Genomic DNA, 15,715 nt, shown 5'->3' on the forward strand with positions numbered 1-15,715 from the left:
GTCACCATGGAAGCCGGAACCGCACAACTCACGATGACCGTACTGATGACCCCGGACATGGCCAACTTCTCGGGCAACGTCCACGGCGGCACCCTGCTCAAATACATGGACGAAGTCGCCTACGCCTGCGCCAGCCGCTACGCAGGGCGCTACGTGGTGACGCTGTCGGTGGATCAGGTGATCTTTCGCGAGCCGGTGCATGTCGGCGAAATGGTCACCTTCCTCGCCTCGGTCAACTATTGCGGTCGCACCTCCATGGAAGTCGGCATCAAGGTGATCACCGAGAACATCCGCGAACGCTCGGTACGCCATACCAACAGCAGCTTCTTCACCATGGTGGCGATGGACGAGCAGGGTCGCCCGGCAGTGGTGCCCGAACTGCACCCGGACACACCCGACGGCCTGCGCCGTCAGCGCCAGGCCAAACAGCGCCGGCAGATTCGTGAAGAGCTGCAACAGCGCTACCAGGCGTTGAGCGACGAAAAGAACCTGGCATAGGGTCGTAACGGGCGGGCCATCGCCCCCTTCAATCGTGACCGATATAGAACAGCAGCTCGCGGCGCTGCGGATGATCCTTGAGCCAGGTACGAATTTCGTCAGCACGGGCGATGGCGTCCTCGCCGGCGATGCGGCTGAAACGCTCGCGACGTGCCTGTTCGCTGGCTTCCTGCCGCACCTGGCGCTGCCAGGCGTCGGTGAAGATCGCCGGCATGCGCTGGCTCAGCTCCAGGGCCTTGAGCAATTGCCATTCGCCACTGTCCAGCCAGGCTTCGTCGCAAGTACCGCATAGGTCGAGACGGTTGGCACGGGTGCCGCTGAACTGAAACTTGCTCATCAGCTTGGCGCACTTGGGGCAACTCAGGGCATGACTGGTTTCGCCCGCTTCGGCCTCGGCGGCCAGCTCAACTGATGTCTCGTGTGCTGGCTGGCGCTCGGCCCAGTCGCGGTAGTGCAGCAGGCTGACCAGTGTGCCTTGGCACTGTGCACTGCCATGGCCAAGCAGGCCATCTTCGAGTTTTGCTGGTTGCAGGCGAGTCGTACGGCAGGCGGGGCAATGCATGGTGACGTCCTTTTCCTATTGAGTGCGCGAACGCTAATCTAGGGTCTGTTGCCGTTTCGCGCACGGCCGCGACGAAACGGCAACAGACCCTAGGGCAAATACGAGAGCAAGAGCGACCCTGAGAACTACTTGGCGGATAGGCTAAGCTCTGTCTCCCGGATCTGGAGTCGTCATGATCAACCTGTTCGATGTCTTCCTGCTGATGCTGTTCGCTGCCGTCTGCGCCTGGCTGTGGCGCGGCCATGGTATTCGCGAGCGTGCACTGGCGTTCGCCAAGCAGCACTGCGCCAAGCTCGACGTGGAGTTGCTCGACGGTGCCGTGGCGCTGCGCCGCCTGGCCATCCAGCGCGACGGCAAGGGCCACCGGCGCCTGGCGCGACTCTATGACTTCGAGTTCACCGTCACCGGCGAGCAACGACTGCGCGGGCATATCAGCATGTTCGGCCCGCATCTCGGCCGCATCGAACTGCAGCCCCATCCGATACTGGAGCCGCAACCCGAGCCGGTTGCGGTGCAGCAGCCAGGCAACGTCATCCGCCTGGAAGACTGGCGGCGCAAGGCGCAGTAGAGCAGCGTGCAGCCTCAATCGTAGGAGCCGGCTTGCCGGTGATATTCGCTACTTGATCGCCGGCAAGCCGGCTCCTACATGATGTAGAGATCTATCAGCTGCGCTGCAGCAGAAAGTCAGCCACGCGCTCGGCGCTGTCTGCCGGTTGCTCCTGCATGAAGCAGTGCCCACCCGGCACCACCTGACTGCGCACATGGGGGTTGCTCGCGCACCAGCGCGCCACGGACTTGGCAACGAAGGGATAGGTGCGTGAGCCGTGAATCACTTCGGTCGGCGTCGTCACCTTGGCCAGCGAAGGCCACAGGCGCCGCGGGAAGGAACCGAAAATATCCGCCTCGCGGCTGGGTCGACACTTGAGTTCGACACCGCCCTCGACCTCCTTCAGCGCATGCTCGATATAGGCGTCGAATGCCGCCTCGTCCCAGCCACGGAACATGCCACGACCATGCAGTGCGGCGTGCGCGCTGGCACGATCCGGCCATTGCCGGCGGCGCTTCTGCGCCTTCTTCGCCATGCCGGTGCGCTGCGCCAGGCCGACCACGTCGGACAATGCCATCACCCCGATCATCGCTGGGCTAAATAGCACTGGATCGAGCAGCACGGCACGGCGGAACAGCTCGGGATGACGCGCCAGGATCAGGCTGGTGAGCACACCGCCGAAGCTGTGACCAAGGGCGAAGCGCGGCACGTCGCCGAACGGTCCTCGCAGGGTATCGAAGGCCTCCACCGCCAGCTCAGCGTTGCGGTTCCAGCCGTGAAAGCGGCCGCCATGGTCGCTGTCACCATGGCCCTGCACATCGCACAGCCATAGGTCGAAGTCCTCGGCCAGCAGCGCCAGCATCGGCGTGTAGACACGCCCGCAATAGCCATTGCCGTGCAGGAAATGCAGCAGCGGCTTGCCCGACGGCGGCGTGTGCCAGCCACGCAGGGTGAAACCGGCAGAGGTGTCATGAGACCAGGGCAGCAGTTGCATTGAGGTTATCCACAGCGACGAAAGCGCGGCGAGTTTAGCAGTCTGTCGCCCGGATTCGACAGGTGGCGAAGGAGGTAGTCAGCACGTCGACGCTCTGTGCCTGATCGAAGATCAGCTCCAACCGTGAGTCCCTGCGCCATTCGCTCGGACTCCAGGCCGCCAACGCTTGCCCCTGCAAGGCATTCAACGAGTGCCAGCCTGCGGCACCATGCAGCACGGCCTTGGCCCTGCGCCAACCCAGGCTTTGCAGCCAGCGGCTGACCTGCTCGAGGTCGAAACGCTGGCTCGGGTGCCAGCGCCAGCCGATACTCCAGCCTTCGACCTGATCCTGCACCTGGCAGACAGGCTCGGCGGCGTTGCGCCAGATCTGCGCCAGGCCGGGTGCAGCTGTGGGTAACTCGGCGCTCACCCCGATGGGCGAGGCCTGCGCCGCCAGCCCCGGCAACAGGGCCAGGTCGAGCCGGCCCTGCGCGGTCCAGTGCAGCGGCACGGATGGCAGATCGGTAGCAATCCGCGCTCGCGCCTCGGCGTCCAAGCCTTCGCTCTTGTTCAACAGCAGCAAGCCGGCCTCAGCCAGCGCCTGACGCTGCACGTCCGGCAGCGGCTGACCGCTAGCCAGCGCGGCAGCATCCAGCACCATCAGTGCCGGTTGCATGGCCAACACATCGAGCCAGGGCGGCTGGCGCAATTGCGCCAGCACCTGCGCCGGATGCCCCAGGCCGGACGGTTCGATCAGCAGGCGGTCGGGCCTGGCCTTGCGCAGCAGGCGCCCGAGGCCGACCTGAAACGGCGCACCATTGACGCAGCACAGGCAACCACCTGCCACTTCGGCCATGGCAATGCCGTCGTCGCCCTGCTCGAGCAAGGCGGCGTCCAGACCGATCTGGCCGAATTCGTTGATCAGCACCGCCCAGCGCTCGCCCGCCGGTTTCTGCGCCAGCAGGTGACGGATCAACGTGGTCTTGCCGGCACCGAGCGGGCCGGCAATGAGGTGGGTAGGGATTTGACTGAGCATGAATTTATGTTCGGTGGTTCGCCAGACAAGTGCCAGCACAGACTGCGATTAAGCAGCATGTTAGATTCGCCGGCAGTTTTTCGGGAGTCGAAACGATGCGTGCATGGCTGTTGCTGTTTTCCCTGCTGCCGGGCCTGGCCCTGGCCGAAGCCTGTGTGGTGCATAGCCAGGCCGAACGCCTGGACGTGAAGGTCTGCCAGGAGAATCGCAACATCCCCGCCACGCTGTTTCGCGAGGGCTTCTGCCAACCGCAGTTGCAAGGCCAGACGGTCGAGGTGGAGTTCGTCGAGCAGTGCCCCAAGGGTGCCCACGGCGTCTGCCAGAACGCGCGCGCCGGTAGCGGTATGTACCTGCAGAACATCCACTACTACGGCGTGGCCAGCGACGCGTTGTACCTGGAGCCGGCCTGCAAGACGCAGTATCAGGGCCAGTGGATCAAGCCCTGAGTACCTGCAATCACCTGCGCAACGCCGAGCCACGTGACTCTGAATAGCGTAGGGCGGGTGCAACCCGCCAGGCTGCGAATGGCGGGTTGCACCCGCCCTACGAGGAAACGCAACGATCCTGACATCAAAGCGTCACCAATAAAACGCTTAATGACTTCGGGTACCTCACGTAACCCTCATGCCGAGACACGCGTCGGCATGATCTCTTGGTGCTTAAGGCCGGGGCAGTCGCTCCGGCCTATTTTTTGTTATGCCCCATTGCAGTGGATCATTTCTCGTAGGAGCCGCGCCTCGCGGCGAATAGTGATCACGCCGCAGGTTTCCTGAACAGCCACGATCGCTTCGCCCCGAGGCGGGGCTCCTACCGTCGTCAGCGGGCGATATTCAGGCCAACCAATCCAGGGTCAACAGCAAGCGTCGCTGCCCGGCAGGTGGTTGCGGCGAACGGTGAATCAACCCACGCCCCTCGTTACCCTGCCACTTCTCGCCCTTGGCCAGCGCTACATGGCCGGCGTCGAGACGCTGGATCAACGCCTCGTCCTGCGGCTCTGCGCCCGGCTGACCGAGCTTGCTGCGCGGCATCGCGCCCTCCTCCAGCCAGTCGCTGCCGACACCGGCATAGCTGGTGATCAGCCGCAGCGGTACATGGTCGACGTGAAAGCGCGGGCACATGGCCTTGTCCAGCGCGCGCAGGCGCAGGCCGATGCGCCGGGCGTCGAGCAGGCAGGCGTAGGCCCGCACCAGCCAAACCACGTCGGCGAGAAAGGCCGCCTGACCCGGCAGATCGGCGTACTGCGCCACCAGGCCATCGAGGTTCGGCTCGCTGTCCGGCTGCGCCAGCTCCAGGGTCATGGACTGCGCCAGCGGCTCACCCTGGGCCAGCAGCGCCTCGGCGAAGTCGGCGATCTGCGCCGGCAGGCGGCGCTGCCAGACGGCCAGATTGACGCCGTCATGCAGCACCTCGCTGAGCACCTGGATATCCTCGCCCAGCACCTGCCGGGACACTTTCGGCAACTGCAGGGCGAACATCAGGCGGCCTCCTGCTGCCAGGCACCGAACGGGTCAGCGAGCAGGCACCAGGCATCCGGGCCGCCGGCCATTTCCTCGTCGGTCAGCAGGCAGGCGTCCAGCTCACGCACCAACTGCGGGAAGTCGATGTTCTGGCCAATGAATACCAGCTCCTGGCGGCAGTCGCCGACTTCGGCGCTCCAGTGCTTCATGATCGTCTGCAGACCTTCCTCGTCCTGCGGCCAGTGCTGCTTGGGCACGAAGCGCCACCAGCGTCCGGCCAGGCCGTGGCGCATCAGGCCGCCGGCCTGCGACCAGCTGCCGGCTTCCTGGTATTTGCTGGCCAGCCAGAAAAAGCCCTTGGAGCGCAGCAGACGACCGTTGCGCCATTCCTGCGAAAGGAAGTCGAAGAAGCGCTGCGGATGGAACGGCCGGCGCGCGCGGTAAGCGCTGGAGGCGATGCCGTATTCATCGGTTTCCGGCACGTGCTCGCCGCGCAGTTCCTTGAGCCAACCCGGTGCCTGCGAGGCGCGGTCGAAGTCGAAGCGGCCGGTGTCGAGGATCTTGTCCAGGGCGATCTGCCCCATGCTCATGGCCTGGATGTCGGCGTGGGTGTTGAGCCCACGGAGGATGGCCATCAACTCCTCGCGCTCGGCCTGGCTGATCAGGTCGATCTTGCTGATGAGGATGACGTCGGCGAACTCCACCTGCTCGATCAGCAGGTCGGTAATCGAGCGTTCGTCCTCCTCGCCCAGGGTTTCGCCACGGCTGGCCAGGCTGTCGGCCTCATGGAAATCGCGCAGGAAGTTCATCCCGTCGACCACCGTGACCATGGTGTCCAGCCGCGCCAGGTCGGACAGGCTGCGGCCCTGCTCGTCGCGGAAGGTGAAGGTTTCGGCCACCGGCAGCGGCTCGCTGATGCCGGTGGACTCGATCAGCAGGTAGTCGAAGCGGCCTTCGCTGGCCAGGCGGCTGACCTCGTCGAGCAGGTCCTCACGCAAGGTGCAGCAGATGCAGCCGTTGCTCATCTCCACCAGCTTCTCTTCGGCACGGTTGAGGCTGACGTCCTGCTGGACGGTGGCACCGTCGATGTTGATCTCGCTCATGTCGTTGACGATCACCGCGACCTTGCGGCCTTCGCGGTTCTTCAGCACATGGTTGAGCAGGGTGCTCTTGCCGGCGCCGAGAAAGCCGGACAACACGGTAACGGGTAGACGCTGATTCATGGGGGTGTTCCTCGTTCAGTCACGGTCACGCTGATGTTTTTCGCGCTGCTCCTGGCGCTCCTTGGCTTCGATGCACAGGGTCGCGGCCGGGCGCAGCAGCAGGCGCTTGAGGCCAATGGGTTCGCCGGTTTCGGCGCACCAGCCGTATTCGCCACGCGCCAGGCGTTCGAGCGCCTGGTCGATCTTGTCCAGCAGCTTCTTTTCCCGCTCCAGCAGGCGTAGCTGCCACTGGCGCTGCTCCTCGGCGGCGCCGATGTCGGCCACGTCACTGCTGATCTCGGGCTGGCGCAGCTCGGTGAATTCCTCATCGATGCGCGCCTGCAACTCGGCACGCTGAGTCAGCAGCAGCTCGCGGAAGAACTGCTGCTGGGCGTCGTTCATGTAGTCGTCGGCTGGCTGGGCCAACAGTTCGGCTTCGGTGGTCGCGGTCAGGGTCATGGCAAATCGGCTGGCTTGTTTTAATTGTTATAACATAACATTTATTTCTGACCGCTACCCACGGATTTACGATGAACGAACAGCCTCTGCCGGATATTGCCGCCCAAGCCACCCACCATGACCTGCCGCTGGACTGGGTCGGCATGGCCGGCATCGCCCTGCCCCTTCGTCTGGCGGACGCCGCCGTGACCGCCTGCGTCGATATCGGCGTGAGCCTCGACGATGCCGGCGCACGCGGCATCCACATGTCGCGCCTGTACCTGGCGGCGCAGCGCCTGGTGCATCAGCCATTGAACGTGCCGGCGGTGCTTCAGGTGCTGGACGACTGCCTGAGCAGCCACCAGGAACTGTCCGACAGCGCCACCCTGACTCTGCGCGGCGAAGTGCCGCTCAAGCGTCCGGCGCTGGTCAGCCCGCTGCACGGCTGGAAGACCTACCCCTTCGAACTACACGCCCGGCAGGACGGCCGGGGCGTGAACATCGAGTTGCAGGTCGAGGTCAGCTACTCGTCCACCTGCCCTTGCTCGGCAGCGCTGGCACGGCAGCTGATCCAGCAACGCTTCGCCTGGGACTTTCCCGACCAGCAGGTGGATTACTCCAGCGTGCTCGACTGGCTCGGCTCGACCCAGGGCATCGTCGCCACCCCGCACAGTCAGCGCAGCACGGCGACCCTGCAACTGCGCCTGGCACCGGGCTGCGTCGAACTGCCCGTACTGGAGTTGATCGACAGTGCCGAGCAGGCCCTCGGCACGCCGGTACAGACCGCGGTGAAGCGCGCCGACGAACAGGCCTTCGCCCTGGCCAACGGGCAAAATCTGATGTTCTGTGAAGATGCCGCACGCCGTCTGCACCGTGCCCTTCGCCAATTGCCGCAGGCCAGCGGCTTCCGCTTGCGGGTCGTGCATGCGGAAAGCCTGCACGCCCACGACGCAGTGGCCGAAAGCAGCTGGAACTGGTGTTGAACAGGCATGCGGGCGGCCACGACCCAGTACCGCTCACCGATCGTTGCCCCCAGAAACATCGTCATGACTGATGTACAGCAGCCGGGGTTATGTCAGCGGCCTGCGCAGCAAAGGGCGCGGTGGCTATCCTGAACGGGTAACGGCCATTCCCGGAGCGGCTGCTTGAGCGGCCTGGAACCGGGCAAAGCCTGTGGCGTCTGTGCTTAGATAGACGCCCACGCTGTAAAGGACACCGCATGCAGATCGAACTGATCGAGATCCGCGACCACCTGAATCGCTACGCCCCCTTCGACAACCTGCCGGAACAAACTCTCGACGAGATCGCCCGCCAGGTGCAGGTGGGCTACTTCAAGGCCGGTAGCGAAATCCTCGCCGTCGGTGCGCCGATCCACGAGCTGCATTACGTGCGCAGCGGCGCGGTGGAAATCCACCGGCGTGGCGGCGAACTGCACAACCGCCTCAGCGAGGGCGACATCTTCGGTCAGGCCGGCCTGCTGCGCGGCAACAAGGTACGCCTGGGTGCCACCGCGATCGAAGACAGCCTGATCTACTTCATCCCCGGCGCGCTGTTCCATCAGCTCTGCGAGCAGTTCGACAGCTTCGCCGACTTCGTCGAGGCCGAAGGTCAGTCGCGCCTCAAGTCCGCCCTGGAAGACAGCCACGGCAAGGCCAGCGAGCTGATGAAGATCAAGGTGCGCAAGCTGATCTCGCGCGGCGCTGTCAGCGTGCCGCTGGATACGCCGATCCAGCAGGTAGCGCAGGTGATGACCGAACACAGCGTGTCCTCGGTGATCGTCGTCGACCCCGGCACGCGCTGGCCCGACCCGCACCAGGTGGATGTCGCCGACCAGCAGAGCCAGGTCATGGCCGGCATCCTCACCGACCGCGACCTGCGCACCCGCGTGGTTGCCGCCGGTCTGCCCAGCGACACCCCGGTCAGCCAGATCATGACGCCCAACCCCATCACCCTGCAGGCCGACGACTCGGTGTTCGAGGCCATGCTGTGCATGCTGCGCAACAACATCCACCATCTGCCGGTGCTGCATCGCCGGCGCCCGGTGGGCGTGGTGGCGCTGGCCGACATCATCCGCTACGAGTCGCGCAGCAGCCTGTATCTGGTCAACGGCATCTTCAACAAGACCTCGGTGGAAGGACTCAAGAGCCTGCTGCCAGACCTGCGCGCCACCTTCGTGCGCATGGTCGCCGACGACGCCAGCGCACACATGGTCGGCAGCGCCATGAGCGGCATCGGCCGCGCCTTCAGCCAGCGCCTGCTGGAGTTGGCCGAACAGAAGCTCGGCCCGCCGCCGGTGCCCTACTGCTTCATGGCTGCCGGCTCCATGGCCCGCGACGAACAGCTGCTGCTCACCGACCAGGACAATGCTCTGGTGCTCGACGACCGCTTCGATACGGACGAACACGACGCCTACTTCGCCGAACTGGCGCAGTTCGTCAGCGACGGCCTGGCCGCCTGCGGCTACAGCTACTGCAAGGGCGGCATCATGGCCACCAATCCCAAGTGGCGGCAGCCGCTGAAGGTGTGGCGGCAGTACTTCAGCGAATGGATCGAGCGGCCCAACCCGGAAACCCTGCTCAACGCCAGCATCTTCTTCGACCTCGACGGCCTCTATGGCGAAACCGAGCTGGTGGAAAATCTCAAGGATCTGCTGGCACAGAAGGCCAGCGCCAGCCCCGCCTTCCTCGCCGCGCTGGCGCGTAACGCGCTCAACCGCACGCCGCCGCTGGGCTTCTTCCGCACCTTCGTGATGGAAACCGACGGCCGCCACCGCAACATCATCAACCTCAAGGGCCGCGGCACCGCGCCGCTCACCGACCTGATCCGCGTGCACGCCCTGGCTTGTGGTTCCAAGGCACAGAACTCGCTGGATCGCCTCGACGCCATCGCCGCCACCAAACTGTTGCCCAAGGAAGCGCTGGAGCACCTGCGCTACGCCTTCGAGTTCCTCAGCCTGGTGCGCGTGCGCCACCAGGCCCGTGAAGTAGAGGCTGGCAACGCGCCGAGCAACTACATCGAGCCGGAACAGTTCAGCGCCAGCGAACGCCAGCACCTCAAGGAAGCCTTCCAGGTGATCAGCAACGCGCAGAAATTCCTGCGCTTTCGCTACCCGGCGCAACCGGCGGGCCGCCCGCGATGAGCGAGCGCGCGGCCCAGGACTGGCCGCAACTGTTCGCCAGCCTCGCCGACAGCAGCCGCGACCCGCGCCTACGCGCCTTCTACGGCGCCGGCTGCGTCGCCGCCGATACGCCGCTGCAGGATGCCCCGCTGGTGGCGCTGGACGTTGAAACCACCGGCCTCGACCCACGTGAAAACGCCATCGTCAGCCTCGGCCTGCTGCCGCTGAGCCTGCAACGCATCCGTTGCAGCGAGGCGCGCTACTGGGTGGTCAAGCCCACCGGCGAGCTGAACGCCGAATCGGTCACCTTCCACCACATCACCCACAGCGACATCCGCCACGCCCCACGCCTGGCCAGCGTGCTCGACGAGTTGCTCGAAGCAATGGCCGGCAAGGTGGTGGTGGCGCACTACCGTAATATCGAACGCAGCTTCCTCGACCAGGCTGTGCGCCAGCACCTGGGCGAAGGGCTGATCTTCCCCATCATCGATACCATGGAACTGGAAGCCCGCCTGCACCCCAAGCGCAGGGTGAGCTGGTGGGACCGCCTGCGCGGTCGCGAGCCCATCTCCATCCGCCTGGCCGACAGCCGCCTGCGCTACGGCCTGCCGCTGTACTCCGCGCACCATGCACTGACCGACGCGCTGGCTTGTGGAGAGTTGCTGCAGGCGCAGGTGGCGACGCACTATCCGGGGCGTACACCGATCAGCGCTCTCTGGAGCTGAACCCCAGCCACCCGCGCGACGCGCGGGTACTCTCGAATCAGGACAACACAAGCACAGGCCCATGAATCGCCGCAAAAAGATCAAACAACTGCTCGAAGCTCACGCCAAGAAGGCCAACGCCAAGCTCGCGCCTAAAAGCAACAAACCCAAGTACATCAGCAAAGCTGACAGGCTGAAGTTAGAGGCTGAAGCGGCTCAAGAGCCTGTCACGCCCGCTGAGTAAAATTCGGCAAACGGACACGATCGTTCCCACGCTCCGCGTGGGAACGCAGCCAAGGACGCTCTGCGTCCGTTACGGTTTACGCAGAGTCCGCCGACGCAGAGCGTCTCGAACGGAGGTGCCCATGCAGAGCGTGGGTACCATCAAAAGCACCCTCTCCCCCGGCCCCTCGGCGTGGGCATCCTGCGTTGCTCTACCTCCTGCATCCATGCAGTCGTCTCCCATGAATGGGAGAGGGGAGCAAAAGCCTCGCGGCTAAGCCCAGCCGGTCCTACCCGGCGGGATGGCGCTAGCCTAGGACTTTGTCAGCCGTATACACCGCCTCATCGAGAAACACGTTGACCGCAGGATGATCACGTTCACCCTTGCGGTAGGCGAGGAAGACGCCGCGCTGGATAACCGGCAGCAGCGGTATGGCGGTGACACCAGGTAGCGTTCGTACCAAACGCAGGCCGGAGACGATGGAGATGGAGTTGCCCGAGGCGACCATGGCCGCGACCATCTCGAAGCCGGCGCAGTGGGCGTTGATGCGCGGCGCGTAGCCCGAGCGGCGGCACAGGTTGGTGATGAATTCGCCGAACGAGCTGCCGGTGGAGTCCAGCGCCCAGGCTTCGTCGCGCAGCTCGGCGATAGTCAGGCTGTCGCGCCTGGCCAGCGCGTGATCAATCGGCAGCAGCACGTGCAGCAGGTCCTGGGTCAGGGGAATCAGCGCGTAGTTCTCGCGGTTCTCGTCGGGCTGCACGGCCAGGTCGTCGATCACCGCCACATCGATCTGCCAGGCGCCGAGAGCGCTGAGGCTTTCCTGCGGCTCCAGCTCCAGCACCACCACGTTCAGCCGCGGGTAAGCGCTGCGCAGCGCGCGCACGGTTTCCGCTATCACCGCCACGGCGATCGAGGGGAAGGCTGCCACGCGCAATTCACCGGCGATTTCCCCGCGCAGCAGCGCCAGCTCCGAGCGCGCTTCGTCGAGCACCATGAGGATGCGTTCGGCATGCGCCACCAGGCGCTCGCCGGCCGGGGTCAGCACCACGCCGCGCCCGCGCCGTTCGATCAGCGCCATGTCCGCCTCACGCTCGAGCTGGGACACCTGCTGCGAAACCGCCGAAGGCGTCAGGTGCAGCGACTCGGCGGCGGCCGCCATGGTGCGGCAGCGGGCCAGTTCACGCAGGGTGCGCAGGCGGGTGATGTCCATGGCGCGATCTCAATAGTTAAGGGTCGCTAACGAATAGGTTAAAAATAAATCAGTATACATAATGATATGGCCGGCCTTAGATAGAGATATCCACACGCGCTGAACCGGGCGCGTGGTTCACCCACATACAGGCATCGCTGAAAACCCGGTTTTCAGCGATGCCCACAGAAGAAGAATCTCGCCATGGCTATCAGCGTTTTCGACCTATTCAAAGTCGGTATCGGCCCTTCCAGCTCCCACACCGTCGGCCCGATGCGCGCGGCCGCGCTGTTCACCCACGCCCTGGAAAACCACGGCCACATGCCGCAGGTGACCCGTGTCGCCGCCGAGCTGTATGGCTCGCTGGGCGCCACTGGCAAGGGCCACGGCAGTGACAAGGCGGTGCTGCTCGGCCTCAGCGGCTACGAGCCGGACACCGTCGACGTGGATCAGGTGCCCGGCTACATCGAGGCCATCCGCCGCGACAAGCGCATCGTCCTGGCCGGCAAGCACGCCGTCGCATTCGACGAGAAGGCCGACCTGAAGATGTTCCGCAAGGCGCTGCCGCTGCACGCCAATGGCCTGCGCTTCGCCGCCTTCGACACCGCCGGCATTCAGGTGCACGAGGCCACCTACTACTCGGTGGGCGGCGGCTTCGTGGTCAGCGAGGCGATCCTCGCCGACGGTTCCAAGCACAAGGTCATCGCCCCGGACGCCACCAGTCTGCCGCTGCCGTTCAGCAGTGGCGCAGACCTGTTGCGCCTGTCCCGCGAGAACGGCATCGGCATCGCCGAGGTGATGCGCCGCAACGAACGCCACTGGCGCAGTGACGAAGAAACCGACGCAGGCCTGCTGGAAATCTGGAAGGTGATGCAGGCCTGCGTCGACCGTGGCTGCCGCACCGAGGGCATTCTGCCGGGCGGCTTCAAGGTACGTCGCCGTGCAGCGATCCTGGCGCGCAAGCTGGGCGGCTTCCAGCGCAGCTACCTGGAAGACCCGCTGCGCATGCTCGACTGGGTCAACCTCTGGGCCCTGGCGGTAAATGAGGAAAACGCCGCCGGTGGCCGCGTGGTCACCGCGCCCACCAACGGCGCCGCCGGTATCATCCCGGCCGTGCTGCACTACTACGCCAATGCCATTTCCGGCGCCAGCGAGCGTGGCATCATCGATTTTCTGCTGACCGCCGGCGCCATCGGCATCCTGTACAAGGAAAACGCCTCGATCAGCGGCGCCGAAGTCGGCTGCCAGGGTGAAGTGGGCGTGGCCTGCTCGATGGCCGCTGGCGCGCTGTGCGCGGTACTCGGCGGCACCCCGGAGCAGGTCGAGAACGCCGCCGAGATCGGCATGGAGCACCACCTGGGTCTGACCTGCGACCCGGTCGGCGGCCTGGTGCAGATCCCCTGCATCGAGCGCAACGCCATCGCTTCGGTCAAAGCCATCAACGCCGCGCGTATGGCGCTGTACGGCGATGGCTCGCACTACGTAAGCCTGGACAAGGTAATCAAGACCATGCGCGAAACCGGCGCCGACATGCTGACCAAATACAAGGAAACCGCCCGTGGCGGCCTGGCGGTGAATATCATCGAGTGCTGATACGCTATCGCCATATGCAAAACGCCGCGAACCTGCACAGGTTCGCGGCGTTTTTGTGTGTGGCAGGGGGCGATGATAGGGCGTTTAAAGCCCCCTCTCACCTTGATGCCAGTCAGTTGAGCGTCGACGCTGCGAATGCGTAGGAGCGGCGCCCCGCCGCGAACCAGGGCGATGCGCAATTGAAAAGCTTCGCCCCGGGGCGGGGCTCCTACGAAAGGCAACTTTGGCGGCCTTATCTGATCGGCAACCCTATCCCTCTCCCATAAATGGGAGAGGGACACAGCGACGCTCTCCTCGATGCCCTTCTCCCTTGGGAGAAGGTGGCGCCAAGCGCCGGATGCGGGGGTAGCCCGCCTAACGCGGCTCGCTCATCAGGCCTTTGACGATGGAAATACAGCCCACCAGCAGCACGATGGTGAACGGCAGGCCCGTCGACACGGCCATGGCCTGCAGCGCCACCAGACCACCGCCGAGCAGCAGGGCGATGGCGATCACGCCTTCGATGCTGGCCCAGAACACGCGCTGCGGTACCGGCGCGTTGACCTTGCCGCCGGCGGTGATGGTGTCGATCACCAAGGAGCCCGAGTCCGACGAGGTGATGAAGAACACCACCACCAGCACGATGCCGATGAACGAGGTGATGCCGGTCAGCGGCATTTCACCGAGCATGCTGAACAGCTTCAGCTCCAGGCCGGCGTCCTGCGCGCCGGTGAAACCATCGACCAGCAACTGGTTGATGGCGGTGCCACCGAAGGCGGTCATCCACAGCACCGACACCAGCGACGGCACCAGCAGTACGGCAACGAGGAATTCACGCACGCTGCGGCCACGGCTGACGCGGGCGATGAACATGCCCACGAACGGCGACCAGCTGATCCACCAGGCCCAGTAGAAGGCGGTCCAGCCCTGGCTGAAGTTGGCATCTTCACGGCCGACTGGATTGGACAGCGCCGGCAGGTACTGCAGGTAAGCGCCGAGGTTCTTGAAGAAGTCGGTGAAGATCACCACGGTCGGCCCGGCGATGATGATGAACAGCAGCAGGGCCATGGCCAGGCCCATGTTGATCTCCGACAGGCGCTTGACGCCCTTGTCGAGGCCGGCGACCACCGAGGCCAGGGCAATCAGGGTGATGGCGATGATCAGCAGCACCTTGGTGGTGTCCGTGGCCGGGATGCCGAACAGGTATTCCACACCCGCCGCCGCCTGCTCCGCGCCCAACCCCAACGAAGTGACCAGACCGAACAGGGTGGCGAATACCGCGAGAATGTCGACGATATGCCCCGGCCAGCCCCAGACGCGCTCACCGAGGATCGGGTAGAAGATCGAGCGGATCGACAGTGGCAGGCCCTTGTTGAACGAGAACAGCGCCAGCGCCAGCGCGACGATGGCGTAGATCGCCCAGGGGTGCAGGCCCCAATGGAAGATGGTCGCGGCCATGCCCAGGCGCACGGCCTCCTCGGCATTACCGGCGGCGCCGCCAAGCGGAGCCCAGTCGGTGCGCACGCCATCTTCACCGACGGTGATCCCGCCCATCGCCGCGCTGTAGTGCGACATGGGTTCGGACACACCGTAGAACATCAGACCGATGCCCATACCGGCGGCGAACAGCATGGAGAACCAACCCATGTAGGTGTAGTCGGGGGTCGCGTCCTTGCCACCGAGGCGCACCTTGCCCAGTGGCGAGACGATCAGCCCCAGGCAGAGCAGGACGAAGATGTTGGCGGCGCCGATGAAGAACCAGGCCATATGGTGGGTGAGCCAGTCGCGCACACCACTGAACAGCGGTTCGATCTGATTCTGCAGGGCCAGGGCGAGGATCACGAAGATCACCGCGACCAGCGCGGAGATGGTGAAGACCTTGCCGTGAATGTCGAGGGCGAAGACGAACTGCCCTTTGATGTTGTCCTGACCGATGACGTAATCGGTGTCGATCAGGTTGGCTTCACCGGTCGGTGCCGGGATGCCTTCGTGGGTTTCCGCTGCGGATGGCGGGGACGTGTCATGCGAAGGGACGTTTCCCATACGTGGCGTGCTCCTTGATGCGTTTGACTCGCTAGACGAGCGTGAACAGGACGGATGCCCTCCTCCAATTAAAGACGACCTGCAAACGGGTCGAACCGGAAAGGGTAACACATGAATTCCGCTCACTCAGACTCACAGACACATGAGAGCCCT

The 15,715-nt window shown here is 64.7% G+C and carries 16 protein-coding genes; 8 read left to right on the top strand and 8 right to left on the bottom strand.

What is annotated here, in order from left to right:
- Positions 1-6 precede the first annotated feature (6 nt).
- On the top strand, positions 7-498 hold the full coding sequence (locus PSOLE_RS02415) for an acyl-CoA thioesterase (RefSeq protein ID WP_074855761.1): 492 nt from the start codon (positions 7-9) through the stop codon (positions 496-498).
- A gap of 28 nt (positions 499-526) precedes the next feature.
- On the opposite strand, the gene PSOLE_RS02420 is transcribed toward PSOLE_RS02415, so the two are convergent.
- Complete coding sequence (locus PSOLE_RS02420; protein ID WP_074855759.1) at positions 527-1,060, bottom strand: TFIIB-type zinc ribbon-containing protein; 534 nt, start codon at positions 1,058-1,060, stop codon at positions 527-529.
- Between the two features lie 172 nt (positions 1,061-1,232).
- Between PSOLE_RS02420 and PSOLE_RS02425 the strand changes: the two genes are divergently transcribed.
- On the top strand, positions 1,233-1,628 hold the full coding sequence (locus PSOLE_RS02425; protein ID WP_003464776.1) for a DUF3301 domain-containing protein: 396 nt from the start codon (positions 1,233-1,235) through the stop codon (positions 1,626-1,628).
- Between the two features lie 94 nt (positions 1,629-1,722).
- On the opposite strand, the gene PSOLE_RS02430 is transcribed toward PSOLE_RS02425, so the two are convergent.
- Both PSOLE_RS02430 and PSOLE_RS02435 read right to left on the bottom strand, forming a co-directional pair.
- A complete protein-coding gene (locus PSOLE_RS02430) occupies positions 1,723-2,601 on the bottom strand; it encodes an alpha/beta fold hydrolase (protein WP_003464779.1) in 879 nt (292 codons plus the stop codon).
- 34 nt (positions 2,602-2,635) lie between these two features.
- On the bottom strand, positions 2,636-3,616 hold the full coding sequence (locus PSOLE_RS02435) for a CobW family GTP-binding protein (protein ID WP_074855757.1): 981 nt from the start codon (positions 3,614-3,616) through the stop codon (positions 2,636-2,638).
- 95 nt (positions 3,617-3,711) lie between these two features.
- Between PSOLE_RS02435 and PSOLE_RS02440 the strand changes: the two genes are divergently transcribed.
- Positions 3,712-4,062 (top strand): hypothetical protein, encoded by a 351-nt coding sequence (locus PSOLE_RS02440; RefSeq protein ID WP_021487380.1) that lies wholly within the window; start codon positions 3,712-3,714, stop codon positions 4,060-4,062.
- A gap of 384 nt (positions 4,063-4,446) precedes the next feature.
- On the opposite strand, the gene PSOLE_RS02445 is transcribed toward PSOLE_RS02440, so the two are convergent.
- The 3 genes from PSOLE_RS02445 to dksA are packed head-to-tail and all read right to left on the bottom strand — an operon-like array spanning position 4,447 to position 6,734.
- Positions 4,447-5,091, bottom strand: coding sequence for a DUF1826 domain-containing protein (locus PSOLE_RS02445; RefSeq protein ID WP_074855755.1), 645 nt, complete (start codon positions 5,089-5,091; stop codon positions 4,447-4,449).
- Positions 5,091-6,296 carry a zinc metallochaperone GTPase ZigA gene (gene zigA, locus PSOLE_RS02450; protein WP_074855754.1) on the bottom strand — a complete coding sequence of 402 codons (1,206 nt, stop codon included), beginning with the start codon at positions 6,294-6,296 and terminating at the stop codon, positions 5,091-5,093. The genes PSOLE_RS02445 and zigA overlap by 1 nt, the downstream gene beginning before the upstream one ends.
- 15 nt (positions 6,297-6,311) lie before the next feature.
- Positions 6,312-6,734, bottom strand: coding sequence for an RNA polymerase-binding protein DksA (gene dksA / locus PSOLE_RS02455; protein ID WP_074855752.1), 423 nt, complete (start codon positions 6,732-6,734; stop codon positions 6,312-6,314).
- A 71-nt stretch (positions 6,735-6,805) separates the two neighbouring features.
- Between dksA and folE2 the strand changes: the two genes are divergently transcribed.
- The 4 genes from folE2 (at position 6,806) to PSOLE_RS02480 (ending at position 10,779) form a co-directional block, all read left to right on the top strand.
- Positions 6,806-7,696 carry a GTP cyclohydrolase FolE2 gene (folE2, locus tag PSOLE_RS02460; protein ID WP_074855750.1) on the top strand — a complete coding sequence of 297 codons (891 nt, stop codon included), beginning with the start codon at positions 6,806-6,808 and terminating at the stop codon, positions 7,694-7,696.
- Positions 7,697-7,932: 236 nt separating this feature from the next.
- Entirely contained in the window at positions 7,933-9,852 is a 1,920-nt protein-coding gene (locus PSOLE_RS02470) for a DUF294 nucleotidyltransferase-like domain-containing protein (protein WP_074855748.1), read from the top strand.
- A complete protein-coding gene (locus PSOLE_RS02475; RefSeq protein WP_074855746.1) occupies positions 9,849-10,556 on the top strand; it encodes a 3'-5' exonuclease in 708 nt (235 codons plus the stop codon). Before PSOLE_RS02470 ends, PSOLE_RS02475 begins: the two co-directional genes overlap by 4 nt.
- A 61-nt stretch (positions 10,557-10,617) precedes the next feature.
- Positions 10,618-10,779, top strand: coding sequence for a DUF2986 domain-containing protein (locus PSOLE_RS02480; RefSeq protein WP_074855744.1), 162 nt, complete (start codon positions 10,618-10,620; stop codon positions 10,777-10,779).
- A 286-nt stretch (positions 10,780-11,065) separates the two neighbouring features.
- Here the strand turns inward: PSOLE_RS02480 and PSOLE_RS02485 are convergent, their stop codons facing one another.
- The gene (locus tag PSOLE_RS02485; protein ID WP_074855742.1) at positions 11,066-11,968 is read right to left on the bottom strand and encodes a LysR family transcriptional regulator; all 903 of its coding nucleotides are present in this window, start codon (positions 11,966-11,968) and stop codon (positions 11,066-11,068) included.
- A 183-nt stretch (positions 11,969-12,151) separates the two neighbouring features.
- Between PSOLE_RS02485 and PSOLE_RS02490 the strand changes: the two genes are divergently transcribed.
- Entirely contained in the window at positions 12,152-13,540 is a 1,389-nt protein-coding gene (locus PSOLE_RS02490) for an L-serine ammonia-lyase (RefSeq protein ID WP_074855740.1), read from the top strand.
- A 354-nt stretch (positions 13,541-13,894) separates the two neighbouring features.
- Here PSOLE_RS02490 and PSOLE_RS02495 read toward each other — a convergent pair whose 3' ends face one another.
- Positions 13,895-15,562, bottom strand: coding sequence for a BCCT family transporter (locus PSOLE_RS02495; RefSeq protein ID WP_074855738.1), 1,668 nt, complete (start codon positions 15,560-15,562; stop codon positions 13,895-13,897).
- Positions 15,563-15,715 lie beyond the last annotated feature (153 nt).

The organism is Pseudomonas oleovorans subsp. oleovorans (genome assembly GCF_002197815.1).
Taxonomy (GTDB): Bacteria; Pseudomonadota; Gammaproteobacteria; order Pseudomonadales; family Pseudomonadaceae; genus Aquipseudomonas; species Aquipseudomonas oleovorans.